At 65.9% G+C, this 26,023-nt stretch carries 26 protein-coding genes; 23 read left to right on the forward strand and 3 right to left on the reverse strand.

The genetic code is table 11. The features are described 5' to 3' along the window. The first annotated feature begins 3 nt into the window (after window positions 1–3). The 10 genes from murD to GH660_RS04915 all read left to right on the forward strand — a co-directional run bounded on the left by murD (window position 4) and on the right by GH660_RS04915 (window position 10,266). Entirely contained in the window at window positions 4–1,356 is a 1,353-nt protein-coding gene (gene murD / locus GH660_RS04870) for a UDP-N-acetylmuramoyl-L-alanine--D-glutamate ligase (RefSeq protein ID WP_153145478.1), read from the forward strand. Continuing rightward, window positions 1,353–2,516 carry a putative lipid II flippase FtsW gene (gene ftsW / locus GH660_RS04875; RefSeq protein WP_153145479.1) on the forward strand — a complete coding sequence of 388 codons (1,164 nt, stop codon included), beginning with the start codon at window positions 1,353–1,355 and terminating at the stop codon, window positions 2,514–2,516. The genes murD and ftsW overlap by 4 nt, the downstream gene beginning before the upstream one ends. Further along, the gene (gene murG, locus GH660_RS04880; RefSeq protein ID WP_153145480.1) at window positions 2,513–3,571 is read left to right on the forward strand and encodes an undecaprenyldiphospho-muramoylpentapeptide beta-N-acetylglucosaminyltransferase; all 1,059 of its coding nucleotides are present in this window, start codon (window positions 2,513–2,515) and stop codon (window positions 3,569–3,571) included. Before ftsW ends, murG begins: the two co-directional genes overlap by 4 nt. Beyond that, window positions 3,568–4,959 carry a UDP-N-acetylmuramate--L-alanine ligase gene (murC, locus tag GH660_RS04885; protein ID WP_153145481.1) on the forward strand — a complete coding sequence of 464 codons (1,392 nt, stop codon included), beginning with the start codon at window positions 3,568–3,570 and terminating at the stop codon, window positions 4,957–4,959. The genes murG and murC overlap by 4 nt, the downstream gene beginning before the upstream one ends. Then, a complete protein-coding gene (locus GH660_RS04890) occupies window positions 4,956–5,873 on the forward strand; it encodes a D-alanine--D-alanine ligase (protein ID WP_153145482.1) in 918 nt (305 codons plus the stop codon). The genes murC and GH660_RS04890 overlap by 4 nt, the downstream gene beginning before the upstream one ends. Window positions 5,874–5,881: 8 nt before the next feature. Further along, window positions 5,882–6,622: a cell division protein FtsQ/DivIB gene (locus GH660_RS04895; protein ID WP_153145483.1), complete on the forward strand. Its 741-nt coding sequence runs from the start codon at window positions 5,882–5,884 to the stop codon at window positions 6,620–6,622. Window positions 6,623–6,626: 4 nt separating this feature from the next. Beyond that, entirely contained in the window at window positions 6,627–7,856 is a 1,230-nt protein-coding gene (gene ftsA, locus GH660_RS04900; RefSeq protein WP_153145484.1) for a cell division protein FtsA, read from the forward strand. Window positions 7,857–7,893: 37 nt separating this feature from the next. Further along, window positions 7,894–9,078, forward strand: a complete 1,185-nt coding sequence (ftsZ, locus tag GH660_RS04905) for a cell division protein FtsZ (protein WP_153145485.1) — start codon at window positions 7,894–7,896, stop codon at window positions 9,076–9,078. Between the two features lie 80 nt (window positions 9,079–9,158). Continuing rightward, window positions 9,159–10,073, forward strand: coding sequence for a UDP-3-O-acyl-N-acetylglucosamine deacetylase (lpxC, locus tag GH660_RS04910; protein ID WP_153145486.1), 915 nt, complete (start codon window positions 9,159–9,161; stop codon window positions 10,071–10,073). A gap of 4 nt (window positions 10,074–10,077) precedes the next feature. Continuing rightward, window positions 10,078–10,266 (forward strand): hypothetical protein, encoded by a 189-nt coding sequence (locus GH660_RS04915; protein WP_153145487.1) that lies wholly within the window; start codon window positions 10,078–10,080, stop codon window positions 10,264–10,266. Here GH660_RS04915 and GH660_RS04920 read toward each other — a convergent pair. Beyond that, window positions 10,253–10,687, reverse strand: coding sequence for a DciA family protein (locus tag GH660_RS04920; RefSeq protein ID WP_153145488.1), 435 nt, complete (start codon window positions 10,685–10,687; stop codon window positions 10,253–10,255). The two genes, GH660_RS04915 and GH660_RS04920, sit on opposite strands and share 14 nt — an antisense overlap. Before the next feature lie 11 nt (window positions 10,688–10,698). On the opposite strand from GH660_RS04920, the gene GH660_RS04925 reads away from it, so the two are divergent. The 4 genes from GH660_RS04925 (at window position 10,699) to ydiK (ending at window position 16,774) form a co-directional block, all read left to right on the forward strand. Continuing rightward, on the forward strand, window positions 10,699–11,607 hold the full coding sequence (locus tag GH660_RS04925) for a M23 family metallopeptidase (RefSeq protein WP_228276367.1): 909 nt from the start codon (window positions 10,699–10,701) through the stop codon (window positions 11,605–11,607). A 98-nt stretch (window positions 11,608–11,705) separates the two neighbouring features. Then, the gene (secA, locus tag GH660_RS04930; RefSeq protein ID WP_153145489.1) at window positions 11,706–14,417 is read left to right on the forward strand and encodes a preprotein translocase subunit SecA; all 2,712 of its coding nucleotides are present in this window, start codon (window positions 11,706–11,708) and stop codon (window positions 14,415–14,417) included. Between the two features lie 52 nt (window positions 14,418–14,469). After that, on the forward strand, window positions 14,470–15,696 hold the full coding sequence (argJ, locus tag GH660_RS04935) for a bifunctional glutamate N-acetyltransferase/amino-acid acetyltransferase ArgJ (RefSeq protein ID WP_153145490.1): 1,227 nt from the start codon (window positions 14,470–14,472) through the stop codon (window positions 15,694–15,696). Window positions 15,697–15,706: 10 nt separating this feature from the next. Beyond that, window positions 15,707–16,774 (forward strand): AI-2E family transporter YdiK, encoded by a 1,068-nt coding sequence (gene ydiK, locus GH660_RS04940; protein ID WP_153145491.1) that lies wholly within the window; start codon window positions 15,707–15,709, stop codon window positions 16,772–16,774. Here ydiK and GH660_RS04945 read toward each other — a convergent pair. Both GH660_RS04945 and apaG read right to left on the reverse strand, forming a co-directional pair. Then, the gene (locus GH660_RS04945; protein WP_368666109.1) at window positions 16,771–17,397 is read right to left on the reverse strand and encodes a class I SAM-dependent methyltransferase; all 627 of its coding nucleotides are present in this window, start codon (window positions 17,395–17,397) and stop codon (window positions 16,771–16,773) included. The genes ydiK and GH660_RS04945 overlap by 4 nt on opposite strands. Continuing rightward, window positions 17,364–17,747 carry a Co2+/Mg2+ efflux protein ApaG gene (gene apaG / locus GH660_RS04950; RefSeq protein WP_153145493.1) on the reverse strand — a complete coding sequence of 128 codons (384 nt, stop codon included), beginning with the start codon at window positions 17,745–17,747 and terminating at the stop codon, window positions 17,364–17,366. Before apaG ends, GH660_RS04945 begins: the two co-directional genes overlap by 34 nt. 36 nt (window positions 17,748–17,783) lie before the next feature. On the opposite strand from apaG, the gene rpe reads away from it, so the two are divergent. The 9 genes from rpe (at window position 17,784) to GH660_RS04995 (ending at window position 26,011) form a co-directional block, all read left to right on the forward strand. Continuing rightward, a complete protein-coding gene (gene rpe / locus GH660_RS04955) occupies window positions 17,784–18,485 on the forward strand; it encodes a ribulose-phosphate 3-epimerase (protein ID WP_153145494.1) in 702 nt (233 codons plus the stop codon). Between the two features lie 3 nt (window positions 18,486–18,488). Next, on the forward strand, window positions 18,489–19,169 hold the full coding sequence (locus GH660_RS04960; protein ID WP_153145495.1) for a phosphoglycolate phosphatase: 681 nt from the start codon (window positions 18,489–18,491) through the stop codon (window positions 19,167–19,169). A gap of 123 nt (window positions 19,170–19,292) precedes the next feature. Beyond that, window positions 19,293–20,780, forward strand: a complete 1,488-nt coding sequence (gene trpE, locus GH660_RS04965) for an anthranilate synthase component I (RefSeq protein WP_153145496.1) — start codon at window positions 19,293–19,295, stop codon at window positions 20,778–20,780. A gap of 270 nt (window positions 20,781–21,050) precedes the next feature. Next, window positions 21,051–21,950, forward strand: a complete 900-nt coding sequence (locus tag GH660_RS04970; protein WP_153145497.1) for a glutamate/aspartate ABC transporter substrate-binding protein — start codon at window positions 21,051–21,053, stop codon at window positions 21,948–21,950. Between the two features lie 31 nt (window positions 21,951–21,981). Beyond that, entirely contained in the window at window positions 21,982–23,046 is a 1,065-nt protein-coding gene (locus tag GH660_RS04975) for an asparaginase (protein ID WP_153145498.1), read from the forward strand. A 70-nt stretch (window positions 23,047–23,116) separates the two neighbouring features. Next, window positions 23,117–23,854, forward strand: coding sequence for an amino acid ABC transporter permease (locus tag GH660_RS04980; protein WP_153145499.1), 738 nt, complete (start codon window positions 23,117–23,119; stop codon window positions 23,852–23,854). A gap of 1 nt (window position 23,855) precedes the next feature. Then, entirely contained in the window at window positions 23,856–24,536 is a 681-nt protein-coding gene (gene gltK / locus GH660_RS04985) for a glutamate/aspartate ABC transporter permease GltK (RefSeq protein ID WP_153145500.1), read from the forward strand. 25 nt (window positions 24,537–24,561) lie between these two features. Further along, window positions 24,562–25,290, forward strand: coding sequence for an amino acid ABC transporter ATP-binding protein (locus GH660_RS04990; RefSeq protein ID WP_153145501.1), 729 nt, complete (start codon window positions 24,562–24,564; stop codon window positions 25,288–25,290). Between the two features lie 76 nt (window positions 25,291–25,366). Next, a complete protein-coding gene (locus GH660_RS04995) occupies window positions 25,367–26,011 on the forward strand; it encodes a MarC family NAAT transporter (protein ID WP_153145502.1) in 645 nt (214 codons plus the stop codon). Window positions 26,012–26,023 lie beyond the last annotated feature (12 nt).

The following is a 26,023-nucleotide window of genomic DNA, read 5'->3' on the forward strand; positions in this document are numbered from 1 at the left end:
AACATGGAACTTCGGGGCAAACGCGTTGTGGTCGTCGGGCTCGGGGAGTCCGGGCTGGCGATGGCCAGGTGGCTGCAGCGCCAGGGCGCCAGGGTGCGCGTCGCCGATTCGCGCGACAACCCGCCGAACGTCGAGGCGCTGCGTGATGCCGCGCCGGATGCCGAATTGGTCGCCGGACCGTTCGTCGCCGCGACCTTCGCCGGTAGCGATTTCGTCGCGCTGTCGCCGGGCGTGCCGAAGGCGACGCCGGCGATCGCTGCGGTCGACGTGCCGGTGATCTCGGAAATCGAATTGTTCGCCGCCGGCGTGCGCGAGCTGGCGCCTGCCTCGAAGATCGTCGCCATCACCGGCAGCAACGGCAAGACGACGACCACCGCGCTGACCGCCCATCTGCTGAACGGCGCCGGGGTGCCGGCGATCGCCTGCGGCAACATCTCGCCGTCGGCCCTCGACGCGCTGATGGATGCGCTGGATGCCGGCACGCTACCGCAGGTCTGGGTGGTCGAGCTGTCGAGCTTCCAGCTCGAAACGACACATCACCTGAAGGCCGACGCGGCGACCGTACTCAACGTCTCGGAGGACCACCTCGACCGCTATGACGGCAGCCTGGCCAACTACGCCGCCGCCAAGTCGCGCGTCTTCCAGGGCAAGGGTGCGATGATCCTCAATCGCGACGACGACTGGTCGATGGCCAACGGCCGTTGCGGGCGCAAGATGCTGACCTTCGGCCTCGACGCTGCGCCGCGCGGGGTCGATTACGGGCTGGCCGGCGGGGCGATCTGCAAGGGCAGCCGGCCGCTGGTTGCGGTCGACGCCCTGCAACTGGCCGGATTGCACAATGCCGCCAACGCGATGGCGGCGCTCGCCCTGTGCGACGCCATCGGCGTCGCCCCGGAACGTCTGGTCGCCCCGCTGAAGTCGTTCGCCGGCCTGCCGCACCGGGTCGAGACGGTGGCCGAGATTGCCGGCGTACTCTACGTCGACGACTCCAAGGGCACCAACGTCGGCGCCACGCTGGCCGCCATCCGCGGCATGGGACGCAAGGTCGCCATCGTGCTCGGCGGCGACGGCAAGGGCCAGGATTTCGCACCGCTGCAGGCCGCGCTCAAGGAACACGGCCGCGCCGTGGCGCTGATCGGCCGCGATGCCGACTCCATTGCACGGGCGATCGCCGGCTGCGGCCTGCCGGTCGAGCGCGCCGCCAACATGGACGCCGCCGTGCGCTGGCTGGCCGGCCAGGCCAAGGCAGGCGACTGCGTGCTGTTGTCGCCGGCCTGCGCCAGTCTCGACATGTACCGTGACTACGCGCAGCGGGCCGAGGCGTTCATCGTCGCGGTCAGGAGTCTGTCGGCATGATGCTCAACGCCCTCGAAACCCCGCGCCGCCAGCTGGCCGAAATCGACTACGCGCTGTTGTGGAGTGTGCTGCTGCTGCTGTTCACCGGCATGGTCATGGTCTATTCGGCGTCGATCGCCATCGCCGAGGCTGGACGCACCACCGGCTACCAGCCGACCTACTACCTGACGCGCCATGCGGTGTTCCTGAGCATCGGCCTGATCGCCGCCGCGGTCGCCTTCCAGGTGCCGCTCAGCCTGTGGCAGCGCTACGCGCCGCTGCTCTTCATGGTCGGCGTCGCGCTGCTGGCGATCGTGCTGATTCCCGGTATCGGCAAGGACGTGAACGGCGCCCGCCGCTGGCTGCCGCTCGGCTTCGCCAACCTGCAGCCGTCGGAACTGATGAAGCTGTTCGCCGTGCTTTACGCCGCCGACTACACGGTGCGCAAGATCAACGTCATGCACGACCTCAAGCAGGCATTCCTGCCGATGTTCGGCGCCATGGCCGTGGTCGGCATGCTGCTGCTCAAGGAGCCGGACTTCGGCGCCTTCGTCGTCATCATCGCGATCGCCATGGGCATCCTCTTCCTCGGCGGCCTCAAGGCGCGCCTGTTCGCGCTGCTCATCGTCGGCCTGCTGGCGGCCTTCGCGGTGCTGATCATCGTCTCGCCCTACCGCCGCGACCGCGTGTTCGGCTTCATGGACCCGTGGGCCGATGCCTTCGGCCGCGGCTACCAGCTCTCGCATTCGCTGATCGCCTTCGGGCGCGGCGAACTGTTCGGCGTCGGGCTCGGCGCCAGCGTCGAAAAGCTCTTCTACCTGCCGGAAGCGCATACCGACTTCCTGCTCGCGGTGATCGCCGAGGAACTAGGCTTCTTCGGCGTGCTGGCGGTCATCGCGCTGTTCGCGCTGGTCGTCCAGCGCGCCTTCGCCATCGGCCGCCAGTCGGTGCAACTCGACCGCCTCTACCCGGCACTGGTCGCCATGGGCATCGGCATCTGGATCGGCGTCCAGTCCTTCATCAACATGGGCGTCAATATGGGCCTGCTGCCCACCAAGGGGCTGACGCTGCCGCTGATGAGCTTCGGCGGGTCGGGGATCCTGGCCAACTGCGTGGCGCTGGCGATCCTGCTGCGGGTCGACTGGGAGAATAGGCAGTTGATGCGGGGTGGGAAGCTATGAGCCGGACCATCCTGATCATGGCCGGCGGCACCGGCGGCCACATTTTCCCGGCCCTCGCCGTCGCAGAGAAAATGCGCGAACGCGGCTGGCGCGTCGTCTGGCTGGGCAATCCGGAGGGCATGGAGGCCCGTCTGGTGCCACAGCACGGCTTCGAGATGGTCTGGGTCAAGTTCGCCGCGCTGCGCGGCAAAGGCCTCCTGCGCAAGCTGTTGTTGCCGCTCAACCTGCTGCGCGGGTTCTGGCAGGCGCAGAAGGCCATCCGCCATGTGCAGCCGAACGTCGTGCTCGGCATGGGCGGCTACATCACCTTCCCCGGCGGCATGATGGCGGCGCTGCTCGGCAGGCCGCTGGTGGTGCATGAGCAGAATTCGGTCGCCGGGCTGGCCAACCGCGTGCTGGCCGGCGTCGCCGACCGTATCGCGACCGGTTTCCCGGAGGTGCTGAAAAAGGGTGTCTGGGCCGGCAACCCGGTGCGTCCGGAGATCGCCCGTCTGGCGCCGCCGGCCGAACGCCTCGCCGGGCGCGGCGGCGCCCTGCGCCTGCTGGTCATCGGCGGCAGCCTGGGCGCGCAGGCGCTCAACGAAGTTATCCCGCAGGGCATGGCCTTGCTCGGCGAGAACGAGTTGCCGCAAATCGTCCATCAGGCCGGCGAGAAGCATCTCGAGGCGCTCAAGGCCAACTACGCGGCGGCCGGCGTGCCGGCGCATTGCGTTGCCTTCATCGAGGACATGGCCGGCGCCTACGAATGGGCCGATCTGGTCATCTGCCGGGCCGGCGCGTTGACCGTGGCGGAACTGGCGGCGGCCGGCGTCGCGAGCATCCTGGTGCCGTTCCCGCACGCGGTCGACGACCACCAGACCGGGAACGCACGCTTCCTGGTCCATGCCGGCGGCGCCTTCCTGCTGCCGCAGGGCGAACTTACGCCGGAGGCCATCGCGCTAATCCGCAACTACAGCCGCGGTCAACTGCTGGAAATGGCCGAAAAAGCCCGCAGCCTGGCCAAGCCCGATGCCACCGAAGAAGTGGCGAACATCTGCGCGGAGAGTGCGAAATGAAACACAAGGTCAAACACATCCACTTCGTCGGCGTCGGCGGCTCGGGGATGAGCGGCATCGCCGAAGTGCTGGTCCACCTCGGTTACACGGTCAGCGGTTCCGATCTCGCGGCGAGCGCGACGACGCGCCGCCTCGAAGGCGAGGGGGTCAGCGTGATGATCGGCCATGCCGCCGCCAATATCACAGGTGCCCAGGCGGTCGTCGTGTCTACCGCCGTCAGGGCCGACAATCCGGAAGTCGTCGCCGCCCGCGAGGGCAAGATCCCGGTCGTTCCGCGCGCCCAGATGCTGGCCGAGCTGATGCGCCTCAAACGCGGCATCGCCATCGCGGGCACGCACGGCAAGACGACGACGACCAGCCTGGTCACCAGCATCCTGGCCGAGGGCGGCATCGATCCGACCTTCGTCATCGGCGGCCGGCTGAACGCCGCCGGCGCCAACGCCCGCCTGGGTAGCGGCGATTTCCTGGTGGCCGAAGCCGACGAATCCGACGCCTCCTTCCTCTTCCTGTCGCCGGTCATCTCGGTGGTCACCAACATCGACGCCGACCACATGGAAACCTACGGCCACGATTTCGAGCGGCTGAAGGGGGCCTTCGTCGATTTCCTCAGCCGACTGCCGTTCTACGGCGTCGCCGTGCTCTGTGCCGACGATCCCAACGTGCGCGCCATCATGCCGCAGGTATCACGGCAGATCGTCACCTACGGCCTGACGCCGGGATGCAATTTCTACGCCGAGAACATCGTCGCCGCCGAAGGCCAGATGCGCTTCGACTGCGTGCGCGTCAACGGCACGACGACGCGGCTGTCGATCACGCTTAACACGCCGGGCCTGCACAACGTCCTCAACGCGCTGGCGGCGATCGCCGTGGCGACCGAACTGCAGGTCGCCGATGCCGCCATCGTCAAGGCGCTGGCCGAGTTCAAGGGCGTCGGCCGCCGATTCCAGCGCTATGGAGAAGTGGTCCTGCCAGCCGGCGGCAGCTTCACGCTGGTCGACGACTACGGCCACCATCCGGTCGAGATGGCGGCGACGCTGGCCGCCGCTCGCGGTGCCTTCCCCGGCCGCCGCCTGGTGCTCGCCTTCCAGCCGCACCGCTACACGCGGACGCGCGACTGCTTCGAGGACTTCGTCAAGGTGTTGTCCACGGTCGACGCACTGTTGCTGGCCGAGATCTATGCCGCCGGCGAGGCGCCCATCGTCGCCGCCGACGGCCGATCGCTGGCCCGCGCGCTGCGCGTCGCCGGCAAGGTGGAGCCGGTGTTCGTCGAGGACATTGCGGTGATGCCGCAAACGATCATGGAGGTCGCCCGCGACGGCGACGTGGTGTTGTGCATGGGCGCCGGTTCGATCGGCGCCGTGCCGGGCAAGGTGGTGGAGTTCAAATGAGCGGCTTCGGCAAGGTGGCAGTCCTCTTCGGCGGCACGTCCGCCGAACGTGAGGTTTCCCTCAACAGCGGCTCGCGGGTGCTGGCCGCGCTGCAGGGACAGGGCATCGACGCCCATCCCTTCGATCCCGCCGAGCAGCCGCTCGACGCGCTGAAGGGCTACGACCGCGCCTTCATCGCACTGCACGGCCGGCATGGCGAGGACGGCACGATCCAGGGCGCGCTGGAGGTCATGCACATTCCCTACACCGGCTCCGGCGTGCTGGCCTCGGCACTGGCGATGGACAAGTTCCGCACCAAGCTGATGTGGCAGGCGGCGGGTCTGCCGATTCCCGAATACGCCCTGCTGACGGCCGATTCCGACTTCGCCGACGTCGAGGACGAACTCGGCCTGCCGCTCTTCGTCAAGCCGGCGCACGAGGGGTCGTCGATCGGCATCAGCAAGGTCAAGGAACACGGCGCCCTGCAACTCGCCTACGCCGAAGCGGCGAAATACGACCCACTGGTGATCGCCGAACGGGGCGTCATGGGCGGCGAATACACGGTCGGCATCATCGGCCGCGGCGACGACATGGTGGCCCTGCCGATCATCAAGATTGAACCGGCGACCGAGTTCTACGACTACGAGGCCAAGTACAACCGCGACGACACGCGCTACCTGTGCCCGTGCGGCCTGCCGGAAGCCAAGGAGATGGAGATCCGCCAGGGCGCGCTGGAGGCCTTCCGCATTCTCGGCGGGCGCGGCTGGGGGCGGGTCGATTTCCTGATGGACGAGGAGGGCAATCATTATTTCCTCGAGGTGAACACAGCGCCCGGCATGACCGACCACTCGCTGGTGCCGATGGCGGCGCGCGTGGCCGGCATGGACTACCCGACGCTGGTGCGTCGCGTGCTCGAACTGGCCGCCAACGACTGAGACGATGAATGTGGAACAAACCGCACCTGCTCAACGCCTTGGCCGATCTGCTGATGCTGGTCGCAGCGGCGGCGCTGCTCGCCGCCGGCGCCGTCTGGCTGGTGCGCGTGCCGACCTTGCCGGTGCGGCACGTGGAGTTCCTGCAGGAACTGCCCCATACGCAGCGGGCCGATATCGAGCAGACGCTGGCGGGTGCCTTGCGCGGCAACTTCTTCAGCCTCGACCTGGAAGCGGTGCGCGGGGCGCTGGAGAAGATGCCCTGGGTGCGCAAGGTGGAGCTGCGCCGCGTCTGGCCGGCGCGCCTGGAAGTGAAGATCGAGGAACACCGTCCGGTGGCGCGTTGGGGCGAGGGGCGCGGCGAACTGGTCAACAGCTTCGGCGAGGTCTTCGCCGCGACGCCGCCGGAAGCGGAGCTGGCGGCCCTGCCCTTGCTGTACGGCCCGCCGGGCACGGCGCCGGAAGTGCTCAAGCGCTACGCCGAGTTCGTCGGCAACTTTCAGCCGCTGGCGCAGAAGCCGGTGCAGGTCGCGCTGTCGCCGCGCCTGGCCTGGCAGCTGAAACTGGACAACGGGATGCTCGTGGACATCGGCCGCGAACAGCCCAAGTCGCCGGTGGGGGTGCGTCTGGCGCGTTTCATCGAGGTTTATCCGGAGCTGATCGGCAAACGGACGGTCAGGCCGGCGGTGGTCGATTTGCGGTATCCGAACGGCTTTGCGATGCGAGTCGCTGGGGAAGGGAAGGGAAAGTAGGCATATGAGCAGGGATAACAAGGATCTGGTCGTCGGGCTCGACATCGGGACGTCGAAAATCGTCGCGCTGGTCGCCGAGATCAACCAGGAGGGGCGGCTTAACGTCATCGGCATGGGCTCGCAGGATTCGCGAGGCTTGAAGAAGGGCGTCGTGGTCAACATCGAGGAAACGGTACATACCATCAGCCGCGTCGTGCAGGAGGTAGAGCTGATGGCCGACTGCAAGGTGAAGGACGTGTACACGGGGATCGCCGGCAGCCACATCAAGAGCTTCAATTCGAACGGCATGGTGGCGATCAAGGACAAGGAAGTGACGCCTTCCGACGTCGAGCGCGTCATCGAGACGGCCAAGGCGATGCCGATCCCGGCCGACCAGGAAATCCTGCACATCCTCACCCAGGAATTCGTCATCGACGGCCAGGACGGCATTCGCGAGCCGATCGGCATGAGCGGCATGCGCCTAGAAGTGAAGACGCACATCGTCACTGGCGCCGTCTCGGCCGCCCAGAACATCGTCAAGTGCGTGCGCCGCTGCGGGCTGGAGGTGAACGACCTGGTGCTGCAGCCGCTGGCTTCGAGCTACGCCGTGCTGTCGGAGGACGAGAAGGATCTCGGCGTCTGCCTGATCGACATCGGCGGTGGCACGACCGACCTCGCGGTCTGGACGCAGGGGGCGATCCGCCATACCTCGGTGATCCCCATCGCCGGCGACCAGATCACCAACGACATCGCCATGGCGCTGCGCACGCCGACCCGCGAGGCCGAGGACATCAAGTGCAAGTACGGCTGCGCGCTGGCGCAACTGGCCGATGCTTCGGCGAGCATGGAGGTCGCCGGGGTCGACGACCGTCCGAGCCGCAAATTGAGCCGCCGCGCGCTGGCCGACGTCATCCAGCCGCGCGTCGAGGAACTCTACGAACTGATCCAGCACGAGCTGCGCCGTGCCGGTTTCGAGGAGGTGCTGTCGTCCGGCATCGTGCTGACCGGCGGCGCCAGCGTCATGCCTGGCATGGTCGAGCTGGGCGAGGAAATCTTCCACATGCCGGTCCGTCTGGGGAGTCCGAAATACACCGGCAGTCTGGCGGACGTCGTCCAGAGTCCGCGCTTTTCAACGTCGTTCGGCCTGCTGCTGGAAGCCCAGGCGCAGCGCAAGCGGGGCCAGAAGATCAAGGAAAAACAGGGCGTCAAGGATGTCTTCGACGGCATGAAATCCTGGTTCTCCAAGAATTTTTGATTGTTAGTCCAACGGTTTTTCAGAGGAGGTAGTCACCATGTTTGAGATCATCGAGAAGGAAGAAGAGTGCGGCACGATCATCAAGGTGTTTGGTGTCGGCGGTGCGGGCGGCAATGCCATCGAGCACATGATCAACGAGGGCGTTAACGGCGTCGAATTCATCGCCGCCAACACCGACGCCCAAGCACTCAAGCGCAACGCGGCACCGTCCAAGCTGTCGCTCGGCAAGACCGGCCTCGGCGCCGGTGCCAAGCCGGAAGCTGGCCAGGCCGCGGCCGAGTCGCACCGCGAGGACATCCGAGCCTCGCTGGAAGGCGCCCACATGGCCTTCATCACCGCCGGAATGGGCGGCGGCACGGGTACCGGCGCCGCCCCTGTGGTCGCCGAAATCGCCCGCGAAATGGGCATCCTGACCGTCGGCGTCGTCACCAAGCCGTTCGGCTTCGAGGGCGGCAAGCGGATGAAGGCGGCCGAAGCCGGCATCGCCGAGTTCTCCAAGCACGTCGATTCGCTGATCGTCATCCTCAACGACAAGCTGATGGAAGTCATGGGCGACGACGCCGATGTCGACCATTGCTTCAAGGCGGCCGACGACGTGCTGAAGAACGCCGTCGGCGGCATCGCCGAAATCATCACCTACCCGGGCCTGGTCAACGTCGACTTCGAGGACGTGCGCACGGTGATGGGCGAGATGGGCCGCGCCATGATGGGCTCGTCGTCGGCCGCCGGCGTCGACCGCGCGCGCATCGCCGCCGAACAGGCCGTCGCCTCGCCGCTGCTTGAAGGCGTCAACCTGTCCGGCGCCAAGGGCGTGCTAGTCAATATCACGGCAGCACGCAGCGGCCTCAAGATGAAGGAAGTCAACGAGGTGATGAACACCGTCAAGGCGTTCGCCGCCGAAGACGCCCATATCATCTTCGGTGCCGTTTACGACGAGTCGATGGGTGACGCCCTGCGCGTGACGGTGGTGGCGACCGGCCTCGGCCAGGTGGCACGCGCCCGCCAGACCTTCGAGGTGGTCAATACGCCGGTCGTTCAGGCGATGGCGACCGGCACCAGTGACGCCGTGGCGTTTGCACCGACCTCGGCGGTTAACTACGCGGATCTCGAGGTGCCGTCGGTCGTCCGTCGCGGGCAGCGCAACGTGACGGTCGAGGCACTGGCCAACAGCGGCGTCGATCGCTACGACATCCCGGCCTTCCTGCGCAAACAGGCGGATTGACCGGCGCTTCACCTCTCTGAAAAAGGGCGGCGTCACGTTGTGTTATAATGTGACGCTCCCCCGATTATTCAAGCACTTGCATGCTCAAGCAACGCACGCTCAAGACTGTCATCCGCGCCTCCGGCGTCGGGCTGCATGGCGGCATCAAGGTCAACATGATCCTGCGCCCGGCCGCTCCCGATACCGGCATCGTCTTCCGTCGCGTCGACCTGCCCGAGCCGCTGGACATTCCCGCTGCCGCCTTCATGGTCGGCGACACCCGCATGTGTTCCTGTCTGGAAAAGGACGGGGTCAAGGTCGGCACCATCGAGCACCTGATGTCGGCCTTCGCCGGTCTCGGCATCGACAACGCCTGGGTCGACCTGGATGCGCCGGAAGTGCCCATCCTCGACGGTTCGGCGGCACCGTTCATCTTCCTGATCCAGTCGGCCGGGATCGAGGAACAGAACGCGGCCAAGAAATTCATCCGCGTCACCAAGCCGGTCGAGGTTCGCGACGGCGACAAGTGGGCGCGTTTCGAGCCCTACGACGGCTATCGGCTGTCGTTCTCGATCGTCTTCAATCACCCGGCCATCGACAAATCGGCGCAAATGGCCGAGATGGATTTTGCCGAACACTCCTACGTGCGCGAAATTTCCCGCGCCCGCACCTTCGGCTTCATGCAGGAAGTGGAATACCTGCGCGAGAACGGTCTCGCCCTCGGCGGCGGGCTGGAAAACGCCATCGTCCTCGACGAGTTCCGCGTCCTCAACCAGGACGGTCTGCGCTACGGCGACGAATTCGTCAAACACAAGATCCTCGACGCGGTCGGCGACCTCTACCTGCTCGGTCATCCGCTGCTCGCCGCCTACTCGTCGCACAAGGGCGGCCACGCGCTGAACAATCAGTTGGCCCGCGAACTGCTGACCCGCCAGGACGCCTGGGAACTGGTCACCTTCGAGGAAGCCGACCGGGCGCCGCTCGGCGTCACGCGCTGGCTCGAACAGCCGGCGTAACACGATGTGGCTGTTGCGCCTGCTGGCGGTCCTGCTGGTCGTCGCCATCGGCGCCGGCCTGCTGCTCCACGTCGTCACCGGCAACCGCAACTACCTCGCCTTCGCCTGGCGGCTTTTCCGCTACGGAATCGTCTTCGCGCTGATCATCTTTGCGCTGATGATCATCGAGCGCGTCGCCGTCATTCCTGCCTAGCGACGCGCTCAAGCAGCGTTTCCAGGGCGTCCCGCAGGGGGCCTTTCGGCAGGTTTTCCGAGGTCGACCGCAACACCCCGCAAGCCCTTGCTGAGAGCGGCTTCTGGAGTGAACTCATTGATTGGCAAGGGATTTGGCGGGGTTGAACTTTGACCTCGATGTCGTTACACTCCGGTCCGCCCTTCGATAACTCGTCGCACAGGCGCCGGCTCATCTGGCGAATCTTGGCGGCGACTGCGCCGTTGTCGGCGTGGATAACGACTTTCCCCGACTTGTAGTTGGCAACCCGCGCCGCGTGGCGAAAAGCCGCCGGAGCCACCGCTTCGAAGCGGCGCGCCAGCTTGAGCAACAGCCGGGCATGGGCCATCACCCGGCCGGCCGCGGCATCGTTGTCGAGGTAGTGCTCAAGCCCGTTGGTCATAGGAGATTTTTGTGCAGATTATTCTGGTTTCGCGCCACCTCAAGGCGGCACGGACGATCACCATTATGCCTCGCCATCTGATGATCGCGGGCTTCGTCTTTCTGGCGCTGGTCGTCGGCAGCTCGGCCACGCTTTCCTGGCTGTCCGGCCAGCTGGGCGCCTTCGGCAAACGCGACGACGCGCTGTCGCAGCATGCGGCGAGCCAGCAGTACGTCAGCAACAACCTGCAACTGATGGCGACCCGCCTCGGCGCACTGCAGGCGCAGGTGCTGCACCTCGACAGCCTCGGCGAGCGGCTGGCCGGCCTCGCCGGCGTCAAGCGCGAAGCGCCGGCGCGCGACAAGCCAGCCGGGCAGGGTGGTGCCTTCGTGCCGGCGCCGTTGACGGCCGGCGAACTGCAACGCGAAATCGACCGTCTGGCGCTCGAAGTCGATGTCCGAACCGACGAGTTGGCGGTGCTCGAGTCGCGCTTCCTGGAGCAGCGGGTCAAGGAGCGCCTGCTGCCGACGACGCTGCCGGTCAAGGAGGCCTTTCTCGGCTCGCCCTTCGGCCAGCGCAGCGATCCGATTGCCGGCCTGCGCGCAATGCACGAGGGGATCGATTTCAACGCCGAAACTGGCACCCCGGTCGTCGCCGCGTCCGATGGCGTAGTGCTGACAGCCGCCTATCGCAGCGATTTCGGCAACATGATCGAGGTCGACCACGGCGCCGGCCTGACCACCCGCTACGCCCACCTGTCGCGCATGGACGTCAAGCCCGGCGCCCTCGTCAAGCGCGGCGAAGCGCTCGGCGCGGTCGGGAGCACCGGACGCTCGACCGGCCCGCACCTGCATTTCGAGGTGCGCATGCTGGGCGTCGCCCAGAACCCGGCGCAGTTCCTGAAGCAGGGCGAGGAATACGCCTTCGTCAAGCGGCGCTAGGCGATGCCGAAAGCTTGATCCAGGTCGCCATCGTCGCTTCAGGGCGGCATGCTAGAATCCGCCCTTTGCCGCGCCTTGCGCCACCACTATAGATCGCGATGATTTCCGGCCTACTCAAAAAGATTTTCGGCAGCCGCAACGAGCGGCTGATCAAGCAATACGCCCAGACCGTCAAGCGCATCAATGCGTTCGAGCCGCAGATCCAGGCGCTCTCCGACGAGCAGTTGCGGGACAAGACGGACGAGTTCCGCCAGCGTCACGCCCATGGCGAATCGCTCGACGACCTGCTGCCGGAAGCCTTCGCCGTCGTTCGCGAAGCCGGCAAGCGCGAGCTCGGGATGCGTCATTTCGACGTCCAGCTGATCGGCGGCATGGTCCTGCACTACGGCAAGATCGCCGAAATGCGTACCGGCGAGGGCAAGACTCTGGTCGGTACGCTGCCGGCCTACCTCAACGCCATTTCCGGCAAGGGCGTCCATGTAATCACGGTCAACGACTACCTGGCCAGCCGCGATGCCGAATGGATGGGGCGCCTGCATCGCTTCCTCGGCCTCAGCGTCGGCGTCAACCTGTCGCAGATGGACCACGAGGCCAAGCAGCAGGCTTACCTGGCGGACATCACCTACGGCACCAACAACGAGTTCGGCTTCGACTACCTGCGTGACAACATGGTCTACGAGGCCGGCCAGCGCGTGCAGCGCGGCCTGAATTTCGCCATCGTCGACGAGGTCGACTCCATCCTGATCGACGAGGCGCGCACGCCGCTGATCATTTCCGGCCAGGCCGAGGATCACACCGACCTCTACCTGCGCATGAAGGACGTCGTGCCACAACTGACGCGCGCCATGGAAGAAAACGGCGAGGGCGACTACTGGGTCGACGAGAAGGGGCATCAGGTGCACCTGTCGGAGGCCGGCTACGAGCACGCCGAGGACCTGCTGGTGGAGCACGGCCTGCTGCAGGAGGGGCGCAGCCTCTACGATGCGGCCAATATCCTGCTGATGCATCACCTTAACGCGGCCCTGCGTGCGCTGACCCTGTTCAACCGCGACCAGCAGTACGTCGTGCAGAACGGCGAGGTGGTGATCGTCGACGAATTCACCGGTCGCCTGATGGCCGGCCGCCGCTGGTCGGACGGCCTGCACCAGGCGGTCGAGGCCAAGGAAGGCGTGGCGATCCAGGCCGAGAACCAGACCCTGGCCTCGATCACCTTCCAGAACTACTTCCGCATGTACGGCAAGCTGGCCGGCATGACTGGCACCGCCGACACCGAGGCCTACGAGTTCCAGCAGATCTACGGCCTTGAAACCGTCGTCATCCCGACCCACCGCCCGATGGTGCGCAAGGACATGAACGATCTCGTCTTCAAGACGGCCGACGAGAAGCACGCTGCAATCATCGCCGACATCAAGGACTGCGCCGATCGCGGCCAGCCGGTGCTGGTCGGCACGACCTCGATCGAGGCCTCGGAACTGCTCTCCGGCCTGCTCGACAGGGAAAAGCTGCCGCACCAGGTGCTCAATGCCAAGCAGCATGCCCGCGAGGCAGAAATCGTCATCGAGGCCGGTCGGCCGGGGCAGATCACCATCGCCACCAACATGGCCGGTCGTGGCACCGACATCGTGCTCGGTGGCAGTATCGAGAAGGCGATTTCCGCGATCAAGCACGACGAAGCGCTGCCGGAAGCCGAGCGCGAGGCGAAGATGGCGGCGATGCGCGAAGAATGGCAGACGCTGCACAACCAGGTGCTGCGTGCCGGCGGCCTGCATATCATCGGCTCCGAACGCCACGAGTCGCGCCGTATCGATAACCAGCTGCGCGGCCGTGCCGGCCGTCAGGGTGATGCCGGTTCCTCGCGCTTCTACCTGTCGCTCGACGATCCGCTCCTGCGCATCTTCGCCGGCGAGCGCCTGCGTGCCATCATGGACAAGCTGAAGATGCCGGAAGGCGAGGCGATCGAGCATCCGCTCGTCACCCGCTCGCTGGAGTCGGCGCAGCGCAAGGTCGAGGCCCGCAACTTCGACATCCGCAAGCAGTTGCTTGAGTACGACGACGTTTCCAACGACCAGCGCAAGGTGATCTACCAGCAGCGCAACGAACTGCTGGAAACCGGGGACATTTCGGAGACGATCGACGCCATGCGGCAAAGCGTCGTCGCCGAGATCTTCCGCACCCACGTGCCTGCCGATTCGGTCGAGGAGCAGTGGGACCTCGCCGGCCTCGAACGCGCCCTGGCCGCTGAGCTGCAGATCAACGCGCCGGTCGTCGAGTGGTTCAGGAGCGAGCCGACGCTGTCCGATGACGAGATCCTCGCCCGCATCCAGCATGGTGCCGACGAAGCCTATCGTGCCAAGGTCGACCTGGTCGGCGCCGAAAATTTCCACCAGTTCGAGCGCAACGTGATGCTGCAGAGCCTCGACTCGCACTGGCGCGAGCACCTGTCGGCGCTCGACCACCTGCGCCAGGGCATCCACCTGCGCGGCTACGCGCAGAAGAACCCGAAGCAGGAATACAAGCGCGAGGCCTTCGAGCTGTTCGAGGGACTGCTTGATCAGGTGCGCAAGGAAGTCACCCGCGTCGTCTTCACCGTGCAGATCCGCTCGCAGGAGGATGTCGAGGAAACCGCACCGCACGCCGAGGTGCACAACGTCCAGTACCAGCACGCCGGCTTCGACGAAGCGCTGGCCGGCGGCGACGGCGCGGCGGCGCAGCAACTGCCGGCCGACGCCGGGCCGAAGGTCGGACGCAACGACCCCTGTCCCTGCGGCAGCGGCAAGAAATACAAACACTGCCACGGAAAACTTTCCTGATCTGATCCCAAGGCACCCGACGCGGTGCCTTGATGCTTTTGGAGCCACGAGAATGCCTGTCAATTACGCCACGCCCGCTGCCGACCAACTCCTGCCGGTGGCCGGTGTCCGCCTCGGCACCGCCGAAGCCGAGATCCGCAAGAAGAACCGCCGCGACCTGACCCTGCTCGCGCTCGACCCCGGCTGCACGGTCGCCGGCGTATTTACGCAGAACCGCTTCTGCGCGGCGCCGGTGCAGCTGTGCCGCAACCATCTCGCCGGCGGCCGGGAAATCCGCGCGCTGGTCATCAATACCGGCATCGCCAATGCCGGCACCGGCGAGCCGGGCCGCCAGGCGGCGCAGGCCACCTGCGACGCGGTGGCGGCCCGGCTCGGCATCGCCGCCGAACAGGTATTGCCGTTCTCGACCGGCGTCATCCTCGAACCGCTGCCCGTCGACCGTATCCGCGACGGCCTGCCGGCCGCCCAGGCTGACCTCAAGGCCGACAACTGGCATGCCGCAGCACACGCCATCATGACCACCGACACCGTCGCCAAGGCCGCGTCGCGGACGGTTGCGGTCGACGGCAAAAAAGTGACCATTTCCGGCATCTCCAAGGGCGCCGGCATGATCAAACCTAACATGGCGACCATGCTCGGCTTCCTCGCCACCGATGCCGGCATCGCCCAGCCGCTGCTCGACCGGCTGGTCAGGGAGGCGGCCGACCAGTCGTTCAACTGCATCACCGTCGATGGCGACACCTCGACCAACGACTCCTTCGTGATGATCGCCAGCGGCCAGTCCGGCGTCGTTTTCACCGGCGAGTCCGATGCCGGCTGGGCCGAGGTCAGGGCCGCCATCGTCGCCGTATCCGTCGAGCTGGCGCAGGCCATCGTGCGCGACGGCGAGGGCGCCACCAAATTCATCACCATCGCCGTGGAGGGCGGCCGGGATGCGGAGGAATGCCGCAAGGTCGGCTACGCCATCGGCCATTCGCCACTGGTCAAGACCGCCTTCTTCGCCTCCGACCCCAACCTCGGCCGCATCCTGGCGGCGGTCGGCTATGCCGGCATCGCCAACCTCGACGTCGACGGCGTCAAGGTCTGGCTCGACGACGTGCTGGTCGCCGAGCGTGGTGGCCGGGCGGCAGCCTATCGGGAAGATGATGGCGCGCGTGTCATGCGCCAGGCGGAAATCACGGTGCGCGTCAATCTCGGGCGCGGCGACGCGGCGGCCAAGGTTTACACCTGCGACTTTTCCTATGACTATGTCAAGATAAACGCCGACTACCGCAGTTGAGGATTTCCAAATGAGCGCCGTCCGTCAGGATCTGACCCGCACCACGCTGGCCGTCGTCTGCATTTTCGCGCTGATCGCCGCCTCGTTCTGGGTGCTGCGCCCCTTCCTGGCGGCGACGGTGTGGGCGACCATGCTGGTGGTTGCCACCTGGCCGCTGCTGAAATCGCTCGAGGCGCGCTTCGGCGGCCGCCGCGGCCCGGCGGTCGCGGTGATGACGCTGGCCATGCTGCTCCTGCTGATCCTCCCGCTGTGGGGGGCGATCGAAACCATCGCCGATCACGCCGATCAGCTGACCGAGGCGGTGAAGAAGGTCGCCGTCACCGCGGTGCCGCAGCCGCCGGATTGGGTCGCCACCGTGCCGCTGGTCGGCGAGAAGCTGGCGGCGAACTGGCGCCAGGTGGCGGAGGACGGAACGGCGGGGCTGATGTCGCGCGCCTCCCCCTACGTGACCGGTGCCGCCAAGTGGGTGCTCGGCCAAGCCGGCAGCCTCGGCGGCATGCTGGTCCAGTTCCTGCTGATTGTGATTCTTTCGGCGATCATGTACAGCAGCGGCGAGGGGGCGGCACGCAGCGTGCGCCGCTTCGGCCGCCGTCTTGCCGGCGAACGCGGCGAAAACTCGGTCATCCTCGCCGGGCAGGCGATCCGCGGCGTCGCGCTCGGCGTGGGCGTGACCGCCATCGTCCAGACGGTGCTCGGCGGCCTCGGCCTGGCCATCGCCGGCGTGCCCTTCGCCTCGCTGCTGTCGGCGGTCATGCTGATGCTGTGCATCGCCCAGCTCGGGCCGGCGCTGGTGCTGTTCCCGGCCGTCGGCTGGATGTACTGGACGGGCGACAACGCCTGGGCGACCTTCCTGCTGGTGTGGAGCCTGATCGTCGGCAGCCTCGACAATTTCCTGCGTCCGGTGCTGATCAAGAAGGGCGCCGACCTGCCGCTGCTCCTGATCTTTGCAGGCGTCATCGGCGGCATGCTGGGCTTCGGCCTGATCGGCATCTTCGTCGGCCCGGTCGTGCTGGCCGTGACCTACACGCTGCTCGAAGCCTGGATCGAGGACGCGCTGGGCAAGGCTGACGCCGACTAGGCGATTTTACGCAGCCGGATCATCCGGAACCAGCCGCCGACCAGTGCCGGCTGGTCGTGCTCCACTTGCAGGGCAGGCGCCGAGGCCAGCAGGGCCTCGAAGACGACGTCGAGCCGCGTCGCCACCCGGCGCAGCAGCGGGTTGGCCAGGCGTCGCAGCAATGCGGTCTGGCCGTGGCGCAGGAACTTGTCGAACACCAGCACCTGCCCGCCCGGCCGCAAGATCCGCGCGACCTCGGCGAAGCAGTCGGCCGGCTCGGGCACGACAGCGAGAATCAGGTGCAGCACCGCCAGGTCGAAGCTGGCATCGGCGAACGGCAGGCGCTGGGCATCGCCCTGCACCGGCGCGAAGTCGACATCCCCGGCGCGCGGCAGGGCGCGGCGCAGCATGGCCCGGTTGAGGTCGAGTCCGACGTAGTGATGTTGCGGCGGTAGATGCGGCAGGTCGAGTCCGGTGCCGACGCCGGCCAGCAGCACGCGGCCGGGTTCGGCGGGCAGGGTGGCCAGGCTTCGCCGGCGTGCCGCCAGCGTCGCCCGGGCGATCGCCGCGTCGTAGAAGGGGGCGATCAGCGTGTAGCTGTGCTTGAGGCTCAGTGCAGCACCCGCGGCATGGCCAGCGTGAATTCGGGAATCTCGGCGTCGAAGTGGGTGCCGTCCTCGGCCACCATCTGGTAGCTGCCCTTCATGGTGCCGACCGGCGTGCTCAGCGCCGAACCGCTGGTGTACTGGAAGCTTTCGCCGGGCTTGAGCAGCGGCTGCTTGCCGACGACGCCGAGGCCGCGCACTTCCTGCACCTCGTCGTGGGCGTCGGTGATGATCCAGTGGCGCGAAATCAGTTGCGCCGGCACTGCGCCGACGTTCCTGATGGTGATGGTGTAGGCGAACAGGTAGCGGTTCTCGTCCGGGTCGGACTGGTCGGGAATGAACTGCGCCACCGGCAGGACTTCGATCTGGTATTTGTTGGCGTCGGGCATGGGATAATTTCGTCTGTTCTTGTTGAGGGAAGCATCATGTCAGCCAGAGATTACATCATCGCCCCGAGCATCCTGTCCGCGAATTTTGCGAAGCTGGGCGAGGAAGTCAGCAACGTCATCGCCTCGGGGGCCGACTGGATCCACTTCGACGTGATGGACAACCATTATGTTCCCAACCTAACCATCGGCCCCCTCGTCTGCGAAGCCATTCGCCCGTGCACCGCCGCCCCGATCGATGTGCACCTGATGGTCAAGCCGCTCGACCGCATCATCCCCGACTTCGCCAAGGCCGGCGCCAACATCATCACCTTCCACCCCGAAGCCAGCGAGCACATCGACCGCAGCCTGGCGCTGATCCGCGACCACGGCTGCCAGGGCGGCCTCGTCTTCAACCCGGCCACCCCGCTCGATTACATGGACTATGTCCTCGACAAGATCGACGTCGTGCTCCTGATGAGCGTCAACCCCGGCTTCGGCGGCCAGAAATTCATTCCCGGCACGCTGGCCAAGGCGCGCCAGGCAAGGGCGAAACTGGATGCCTACGAGAAGGAAAGCGGCCGGCGCATCCGCCTGGAGATCGATGGCGGCGTGAATACGGCGAACATTGCCGAGATCGCCCGCGCCGGGGTCGATGCCTTCGTTGCCGGTTCGGCCGTCTACGGCGCCGGCAAGGACAGCGATCCGCAGCGCTACAACAGCATCATCGATGCCCTGCGCGCTGAACTGGCGAAAGTCTGAGCCATGCACTTCCAGTCCGTCACCTTCGATCTCGACGGCACGCTGCTCGACACCATTGCCGACCTCGCCGAGGGCTGTCGCCTGATGCTCGAAGAAGTCGGCGCGCCGCCGCGCACGCAGGCCGAAGTCCACAGCTTCGTCGGCAAGGGCATGGCCGTCCTCGTCGAACGTTGCCTGACCCACGAGCAGCCACCGAGCGCCGAAAAGCTGCACGCCGCCATCGAATCATTCAAGCGCCACTATGCTGCGGTCAACGGCAAATTCACCCTGATTTACCCCGGCGTCCGCGAAGGCCTGCAGGCGTGGCAGGCCAGTGGCGTGAAGATGGGCGTCGTCACCAACAAGCCGGGCATGTTTACCGAGGCGCTGCTCGAGCGCATGGGCCTCGCCGACTATTTCGACCTCGTCGTCTCCGGCGACACCACGCCGAACAAGAAGCCGCATCCGGAGCCCATCCTCCATGCCTGCCGCATCTTCAACGTGCGGCCCGACCGCAACCTGCATGTCGGCGATTCGGAAAACGACATCCACGCCGCCCGCGCCGCCGGCTGTCCGGCCTTCTGCGTGCCCTACGGCTACAACGAGGGCAAGCCGGTGGACAGTGCCGATTGCGATGCGCTAGTATCCGATCTGCTTGCCGCCTACCGGCAGGCCCTCACCTTCAAAGACCTCAAGCACAAATGACAACGCTGCGACTCTGGAACGAATGGCAAGGTTGGCGTCGCTGGCGCCCCTGATCTCCCTTCGCGCGCCCGCCCGGCGCAACGCACCAGACCGCGACACCCCCGTCATTTTCGAGGCTTCCCCATGACCGAAACCGAATTCAACGCGCTTGCCGCGCAAGGCTACAACCGTATTCCCGTCACGCTGGAAACGTTCGCCGACCTCGACACGCCGCTTTCCATCTACCTCAAGCTGACCAGCGGCGCCAACGGCGGCCACTATTCCTACCTGCTCGAATCGGTGCAGGGCGGCGAACGCTTCGGCCGCTACTCGATCATCGGCCTCGCCGCGTCGACGCGCATCGTCGTCAATGGCCACCAGGTACTGGTGCTGACCGGCAACCGCATCGCCGAGCGCGAGGACGACACCAATCCGCTCGACTTCATCGGCAAGTTCATGCAGCGCTTCCGGGCGCCGCCGACGTCGGGCCTGCCACGCTTCTGCGGTGGCCTGGTCGGCTGCTTCGGCTACGACACCGTGCGCTACGTCGAGACGCGGCTGACCCGCACCCACAAGCCGGACGAAATCGGCACGCCCGACATCGGCCTCCTGCTGTCCGAGGAAATCGCCGTCGTCGACAACCTGTCCGGCAAGCTGACGCTGATCGTCTATGCCGAACCCGGCTTCCCCGGCGCCTGGCACAAGGCGCGGGCGCGGCTCAAGGAATTGCTCGGCAAGCTGCGCACGCCGGTCGTCATCCAGGCCGAACAGCCGGTGCCGTCGGAAGCCGCCGTCTCCATCTTCGGTGAAGGCGCCTTCAAGCAGGCGGTCAGGAAGGCCAAGGAGTACATCACCGAGGGCGACATCATGCAGGTCGTCCTGTCGCAGCGCATGACCAAGCCGTTCAACGCCAGCCCGCTGGCGCTCTACCGGACGCTGCGCAGCCTCAACCCGTCGCCCTACATGTTCTATTTCGACTTCGAGGATTTCCACGTCGTCGGCGCCTCGCCGGAGATCCTGGTCCGCCTCGAAGGCGAGCGCGTCACCGTCCGGCCGATCGCCGGCACCCGCAAGCGCGGCGCCTCGCCGGAAGAAGATGCGGCGCTGGCCGCCGAACTGCTGGCCGACGAGAAGGAGCGTGCCGAGCACACTCAGCTGCTCGACCTCGGGCGCAACGACTGCGGCCGCGTCGCGCGGGTCGGCACGGTCAAGCTGACCGAGAACATGATCGTCGAGCGTTACTCGCACGTGATGCACATCGTCTCCAACGTCGAAGGCAAGCTGCAGCCGGGGCTCGACGCGCTCGACGTGCTGAAGGCGACCTTCCCGGCCGGCACCGTGTCCGGCGCGCCGAAGGTGCGGGCGATGGAGATCATCGACGAGCTGGAGCCGGTCAAGCGCGGCATCTACGCCGGCGCCGTCGGCTACCTGGGGTTCAACGGCGACATGGACCTGGCGATCGCCATCCGCACCGCCGTCGTCAAGGACCGCAAGCTGCACGTCCAGGCCGGCGCCGGCATCGTCGCCGACTCCGACCCCAATTCGGAATGGACCGAAACCCAGAACAAGGCCCGTGCCGTCCTGCGGGCCGCCGAACTCGCCGAGCAGGGGCTGGATACTCGGATCGACTGATCCCCAACCAGCGCCGCGCGTAAATGAAGAACCGCCCGTGAAAATGGGCGGTTTTTTTACGTCGACCGCAGCAGGCGGCAGGTGTCGGAAATCCGAGGGCAGGATCCGGCCGGCAGTCGGAAATCCGGCGCCTTGCGCCGGGTGGTCGAAATAAATCGTTGAAAAATCAATCGCCTGGGTTTTTTTGTGCGGCCGATTTTCCTGGCATGCCCCCTGCAATGTATTTCCCGTCGAAGCCGACCGCCGGCTTCCTTACTGACTGGAGATGACATGAACCGCCTCGCCTTTGCCGCTGCATTCGCTGCCATCCTCGGGACTGCCGCCGTCGTGCCGGCGCATGCCCAGGAATCCCTCACCGTCAAGAAAATCAAGGACACCGGCACGATCACGCTGGGTCACCGCGAATCCTCGATTCCGTTCTCGTACTACAACGACCAGCAGCAGGTCATCGGCTACTCGCAGGAACTGATGCTGAAAGCCGTCGACGGCGTCAAGGAACAGTTGAAGCTCGCCAAGCTCGACACCAAGCTGATGCCGGTCACCTCGGCCAATCGCATCACCCTGGTCCAGAACGGCACCATCGACATCGAATGCGGTTCGACCACCAACAACCTCGAACGCCAGAAGCAGGTCGGCTTCTCGACCACCATCTTCGTCATCGGCACCAAGCTGATGACCAAGAAGGACTCCGGCATCAAGGACTTCCCCGACCTCGCCGGCAAGAACGTCGTCACCACCGCCGGCACCACCTCCGAGCGGCTGCTCCGGAAGATGAACGAAGAGAAGCAGCTGAAGATGAACATCATTTCCGCCAAGGACCACGGCGAAGCCTTCCTGACGCTGGAAACCGGGCGTGCCGTCGCCTTCATGATGGACGACGCGCTGCTCTACGGCGAAATGGCCAAGGCCAAGAAGCCGGGCGACTGGATCGTCACCGGCACCGCCCAGTCCAAGGAAGCCTACGGCTGCATGCTCCGGAAGGACGACCCGGAATTCAAGAAGATCATCGATGCCGCGCTGAGCAAGGCGATGACCTCGGGCGATGCCGAGAAGATCTACGCCAAGTGGTTCATGAACCCGATCCCGCCCAAGGGGCTGAACCTGAGCATGCCGCTGTCGGACGAGATGAAGGCCCTGTACAAGGCACCTAACGACAAGGCGTTCGAGTAAACAACGCACCCCTTCCCCAAGGAGAACAGTCATGCTGAATCGTTTCATTGCACGCTGCCTGCTGGCCGCCGCCGGCTTCCTGGCAGCCGTCCCGGCCTTCGCCGACAAGCCCAACGTCGTCATCCTGGCCACCGGCGGCACGATCGCCGGGGCCGGCGCCGATGCCGCCAAGAGCGCCACTTACCAGGCCGCCAAGGTGCCGGTCGACAAGCTGATCGCCGGCATTCCGACGCTCGCCGACGTCGCCCAGGTGCGCGGCGAGCAGGTCTTCCAGATCGCTTCCGAGAGCTTCACCAACGAGCACCTCGTCACCCTCGGCAAGCGCGTCGCGGCGCTGGCCAAGCAGGGCGACGTCGACGGCATCGTCGTCACCCACGGCACCGACACGCTGGAGGAAACCGCCTACTTCCTCAACCTGGTGGTGCGCACCGACAAGCCGATCGTCATCGTCGGCTCGATGCGGCCCGGCACGGCGATGTCGGCCGACGGCACGCTCAACCTGTTCAACGCGGTCGGCGTCGCCGCCAGCCAGGATGCGCGCGGCAAGGGCGTGCTGGTGGCGATGAACGATGAGCTGAACAGCGGGCGCGACGTTTCCAAGATGGTCAACATCCGCACCGAGGCCTTCAAGAGTCCGTGGGGGCCGCTCGGCATGGTCGTCGAAGGGAAGAACTACTGGTTCCGCCTGCCGGCCAAGCGCCACACTGTGAATTCCGAGTTCGACATCGAGAAGATCGACGTCCTGGCGCCGGTCGAGATCGCCTACGGCTACGGCAACGTGACCGACACCGCCTACCGCGCCTTCGCCGAGAAGGGCGCCAAGGCGATCATCCACGCCGGGACCGGCAACGGCTCGGTGAGCAACCGCGTCGTGCCGGCGCTGCGCGACCTGCGCGGCCAGGGCGTGCAGATCATCCGCTCCTCGCACGTCAATGCCGGCGGCTTCGTCATCCGCAATGCCGAGCAACCGGACGACCAGTACGACTGGGTGGTGGCGCACGACCTCAATCCGCAGAAGGCGCGCATCCTGGCCGCCGTGGCGATGACGAAAACGCAGGACAGCAAGGAACTCCAGCGCATCTTTTGGGAATACTGAGCGCAAACGCAACGCCGGGGCGGGCCAGCGGCGCGCCCCGGACCGATCACAACAATCGAGGGATCCCTCCATGAGCTATCAATGGAACTGGGGCGTCTTCCTGCAGCCTAGCGCGAGCGGCGACGACACCTATCTGGGCTGGATGCTGGCCGGCTTCAAAATGACCATCGGGCTGTCGTTGACCGCCTGGGTGCTGGCGCTGCTGCTCGGCGCGCTGATCGGCGTGCTGCGCACGGTGCCGAACAGGGCGCTGGCCGGTTTTGCCACCGGCTACGTCGAACTGTTCCGCAACATACCGCTGCTGGTGCAGTTGTTCATCTGGTATTTCGTGTTGCCGGAACTGCTGCCGGAAAGCCTCGGCAACCTCTACAAGCAGTCGAATCCGCTGCTGCAGCAATTCCTCGCCTCGATGATCTGCCTCGCGCTGTTTACCAGTGCCCGGGTCGCCGAGCAGGTGCGCGCCGGCATCAACTCGCTGCCCAAGGGCCAGAAGAACGCTGGCCTGGCCCTCGGCTTCACGCTGCCGCAGACCTACCGCTTCGTCCTGCTGCCGATGGCCTTCCGCCTCGTCGTCCCGCCGCTGACCTCGGAATTCCTGAATATCTTCAAGAATTCCGCCGTCTGCTCGACCATCGGCCTCCTCGAACTCGCAGCCCAGGGCCGCCAACTGGTCGATTACACGGCGCAGCCCTACGAATCCTTCATCGCCGTGACCCTGGCCTACCTGCTGATCAACGTCACCGTGATGTTCCTGATGCATCGCTTCGAGCGCCGCATCGTGGTGCCCGGCTACATCGGAGGCAAATAACATGTACGAATTCGACTGGTCCTCCATCCCCGGGGCGCTGCCCTTCCTCTGGGAAGGCATGAAAATCTCCCTCGAAATCACGTTGACCGCAGTCGTCATCGGCATCGTCTGGGGCACGCTGCTGGCCATGATGCGGCTGTCGTCGTTCCGGCCGCTGTCGTGGTTCGCCGCCGGCTACGTCAACCTGTTCCGCGCCGTGCCGCTGGTCATGGTGCTGCTCTGGTTCTTCCTGATCGTTCCCAAGTTCATCGAGCAGCTGTTCGGCCTGCCGCCCGGCAGCGACCTGCGCCTGACCTCGGCGATGATCGGTTTCGCGCTGTTCGAGTCGGCCTACTACTCCGAGATCATCCGCGCCGGCATCCAGAGCGTGCCCAAGGGCCAGATGGCCGCCTGCTCGGCGCTCGGCATGACCTACGGCCAGGCCATGCGCCTCGTCATCCTGCCGCAGGCCTTCCGCAACATGGTGCCGCTGCTGCTGACCCAGGCCATCATCCTGTTCCAGGACACCTCGCTGGTCTATGTCTCGGCGCTGGCCGACTTCTTCGGCGCCGCCTACAAGGTCGGCGACCGCGACGGCCGCCTGGTCGAGATGCTGCTGTTCGCCGGCGCCGTCTATTTCGTCATCTGCTACACCGCTTCGCAGATCGTGAAGCGCCTCCAGAAAAAATACCACCCGGCCTGATTGCCCGCCTTCAAGGAGAAATTCCATGATCCAGATTTCCAACGTCAGCAAGCACTACGGCGCCTTCCAGGTGCTCACCGACTGCACGACCTCAGTCAGCAAGGGCGAGGTGATCGTCGTCTGCGGTCCCTCCGGTTCCGGCAAGTCGACCCTGATCAAGTGCGTCAATGGCCTCGAACCCTTCCAGTCCGGCGAAATCATCGTCAACGGCACCTCGGTCGGCGACCCGAAAACCAATCTGTCCAAGCTGCGCGCCCACGTCGGCATGGTCTTCCAGAACTTCGAGCTGTTCCCGCACATGAGTATCACCGAGAACCTGACCATCGCCCAGACCAAGGTGCTCGGGCGCGGCAAGGAGGAGGCGATGGACAAGGGCCTCAAACTGCTCGACCGCGTCGGCCTCAAGGCGCATGCCCACAAGTTCCCCGGCCAGCTGTCCGGCGGCCAGCAGCAGCGCGTGGCGATCGCCCGGGCGCTGGCGATGGACCCGATCTGCATGCTGTTCGACGAACCGACCTCGGCCCTCGACCCGGAAATGGTCAACGAAGTGCTCGACGTGATGACCGAACTGGCGCGTGAAGGCATGACCATGATGTGCGTGACACACGAAATGGGATTCGCCAAACGCGTCGCCAACCGGGTCATCTTCATGGACCAGGGGCGCATCGTCGAGGACGACAGCAAGGAGGCCTTCTTCGCCAACCCGCGCTCGGAGCGGGCGCAGCAGTTCCTGGCGAAGATCCTTCACCATTGATTCATCCGGCCCCTGGCCTCACCGTTCGCGGCGCGGCAGGGGCATCATCCGGACTCTCATCAGGAAGCACCCGACCATGGACGACAGCCTGAACCGGCTGGCCATCAGCTTTTTTCTCGGCGGATTGATCAGTCTGAGCACGATCACCAATCCGCTCTCGAAAATCCCCGTCTTCCTGACCCTGGCCGCCGATCTGGATGCCGTGACTTCCTCGCATGAGGCACGGCGGGCCTGCTTCTACGGCTTTCTGCTGCTGGCCGTCGGGCTGTTCGCCGGCGTCTTCATCCTTGAGGTGTTCGGTATTTCCTTCGGCGCCTTGCGCATCGCCGGCGGGCTGACCGTGGCCCTGATCGGCTACCGCATGCTGTTCGGCAGCAGCGATGCCGCGCTGATCGGCGGCGACGGCAGCTTTGCCTTCTTCCCGTTGGCGATGCCGGGTATCGCCGGGCCGGGCGCGCTGGCGACGGTGATCGGCATCTCGTCGGAAATTGCCGAGCTCTCGGGCGGCCTGCGCCGCCTGCTGGCCTATGCCGCCACCGTCGCCAGCATCGCCGCGACCTGCCTGTTGATCTGGCTGGTCCTGCGTTCCGCGCGCTGGGTGTCGCGCCGCCTGGGCAGCGAAGGCATCAACGTCATCACCCGCCTGACCGGCTTTCTGCTCATCTGTATCGGTGTGCAGTTCGTCGCGTCGGGCACCCGCAGTTTCGTGGCCGGCACCTGACCGGCTACGCCA

The sequence above is a fragment of the Dechloromonas sp. H13 genome, assembly GCF_009469615.1.
Classification (GTDB): Bacteria; Pseudomonadota; Gammaproteobacteria; order Burkholderiales; family Rhodocyclaceae; genus Azonexus.

Bases quoted from the DNA above. Each gene is read 5' to 3' on its own strand.
- murG (WP_153145480.1), top strand. From the start codon at position 2,513: ATGAGCCGGACCATCCTGATCATGGCCGGCGGCACCGGCGGCCACATT.
- GH660_RS04975 (WP_153145498.1), top strand. From the start codon at position 21,982: ATGCTGAATCGTTTCATTGCACGCTGCCTGCTGGCCGCCGCCGGCTTC.
- apaG (WP_153145493.1), bottom strand. From the start codon at position 17,747: ATGCCCGACGCCAACAAATACCAGATCGAAGTCCTGCCGGTGGCGCAG.
- argJ (WP_153145490.1), top strand. From the start codon at position 14,470: ATGCCTGTCAATTACGCCACGCCCGCTGCCGACCAACTCCTGCCGGTG.
- gltK (WP_153145500.1), top strand. From the start codon at position 23,856: ATGTACGAATTCGACTGGTCCTCCATCCCCGGGGCGCTGCCCTTCCTC.
- trpE (WP_153145496.1), top strand. From the start codon at position 19,293: ATGACCGAAACCGAATTCAACGCGCTTGCCGCGCAAGGCTACAACCGT.
- GH660_RS04970 (WP_153145497.1), top strand. From the start codon at position 21,051: ATGAACCGCCTCGCCTTTGCCGCTGCATTCGCTGCCATCCTCGGGACT.
- GH660_RS04890 (WP_153145482.1), top strand. From the start codon at position 4,956: ATGAGCGGCTTCGGCAAGGTGGCAGTCCTCTTCGGCGGCACGTCCGCC.
- ftsW (WP_153145479.1), top strand. From the start codon at position 1,353: ATGATGCTCAACGCCCTCGAAACCCCGCGCCGCCAGCTGGCCGAAATC.
- GH660_RS04960 (WP_153145495.1), top strand. From the start codon at position 18,489: ATGCACTTCCAGTCCGTCACCTTCGATCTCGACGGCACGCTGCTCGAC.
- rpe (WP_153145494.1), top strand. From the start codon at position 17,784: ATGTCAGCCAGAGATTACATCATCGCCCCGAGCATCCTGTCCGCGAAT.
- ydiK (WP_153145491.1), top strand. From the start codon at position 15,707: ATGAGCGCCGTCCGTCAGGATCTGACCCGCACCACGCTGGCCGTCGTC.
- murC (WP_153145481.1), top strand. From the start codon at position 3,568: ATGAAACACAAGGTCAAACACATCCACTTCGTCGGCGTCGGCGGCTCG.
- murD (WP_153145478.1), top strand. From the start codon at position 4: ATGGAACTTCGGGGCAAACGCGTTGTGGTCGTCGGGCTCGGGGAGTCC.
- GH660_RS04990 (WP_153145501.1), top strand. From the start codon at position 24,562: ATGATCCAGATTTCCAACGTCAGCAAGCACTACGGCGCCTTCCAGGTG.
- lpxC (WP_153145486.1), top strand. From the start codon at position 9,159: ATGCTCAAGCAACGCACGCTCAAGACTGTCATCCGCGCCTCCGGCGTC.
- GH660_RS04995 (WP_153145502.1), top strand. From the start codon at position 25,367: ATGGACGACAGCCTGAACCGGCTGGCCATCAGCTTTTTTCTCGGCGGA.
- GH660_RS04895 (WP_153145483.1), top strand. From the start codon at position 5,882: ATGTGGAACAAACCGCACCTGCTCAACGCCTTGGCCGATCTGCTGATG.
- GH660_RS04920 (WP_153145488.1), bottom strand. From the start codon at position 10,687: ATGACCAACGGGCTTGAGCACTACCTCGACAACGATGCCGCGGCCGGC.
- GH660_RS04915 (WP_153145487.1), top strand. From the start codon at position 10,078: ATGTGGCTGTTGCGCCTGCTGGCGGTCCTGCTGGTCGTCGCCATCGGC.
- GH660_RS04980 (WP_153145499.1), top strand. From the start codon at position 23,117: ATGAGCTATCAATGGAACTGGGGCGTCTTCCTGCAGCCTAGCGCGAGC.
- secA (WP_153145489.1), top strand. From the start codon at position 11,706: ATGATTTCCGGCCTACTCAAAAAGATTTTCGGCAGCCGCAACGAGCGG.
- ftsZ (WP_153145485.1), top strand. From the start codon at position 7,894: ATGTTTGAGATCATCGAGAAGGAAGAAGAGTGCGGCACGATCATCAAG.
- ftsA (WP_153145484.1), top strand. From the start codon at position 6,627: ATGAGCAGGGATAACAAGGATCTGGTCGTCGGGCTCGACATCGGGACG.